Source organism: Caballeronia sp. M23-90 (assembly GCF_053574605.1).
Genome location: NZ_JBSIPA010001076.1, coordinates 1 through 253, shown reverse-complemented (window position 1 = coordinate 253; position 253 = coordinate 1). Strand labels below are relative to the sequence as shown.

The window sequence follows — 253 nt, the reverse complement described above, 5'->3', positions numbered from 1 at the left end:
CTTCTCGATGAACTGCCTGGCCACGAAAGTTTTCATCAGACAGACATGCTGATGGAAGGATTAAGCAATCTTGCTCCACGACGGCTGCAAGCGCTACTTGATCGATGCCAAAGCGTGAAGGTCAAGCTGAGGTCGGTCGGAATCCGTGGACGCCAACGGGTTAAGCAGCGGTTTTACTCAAATGGAATCGCTGCGTGAAAGCGGCCGGCGACAGATAGTCCAGACGCTCCTGTGTGCGCTGCCGGTTATAAAA

The 253-nt window shown here is 53.4% G+C and carries 1 protein-coding gene; it reads left to right on the top strand.

The window, feature by feature from the left end; all coding sequences use genetic code 11:
* The first annotated feature begins 12 nt into the window (after positions 1–12).
* Positions 13–198 (top strand): type IV toxin-antitoxin system AbiEi family antitoxin domain-containing protein, encoded by a 186-nt coding sequence (locus tag ACRXB1_RS37880; protein ID WP_449494995.1) that lies wholly within the window; start codon positions 13–15, stop codon positions 196–198.
* Positions 199–253: the final 55 nt, after the last annotated feature.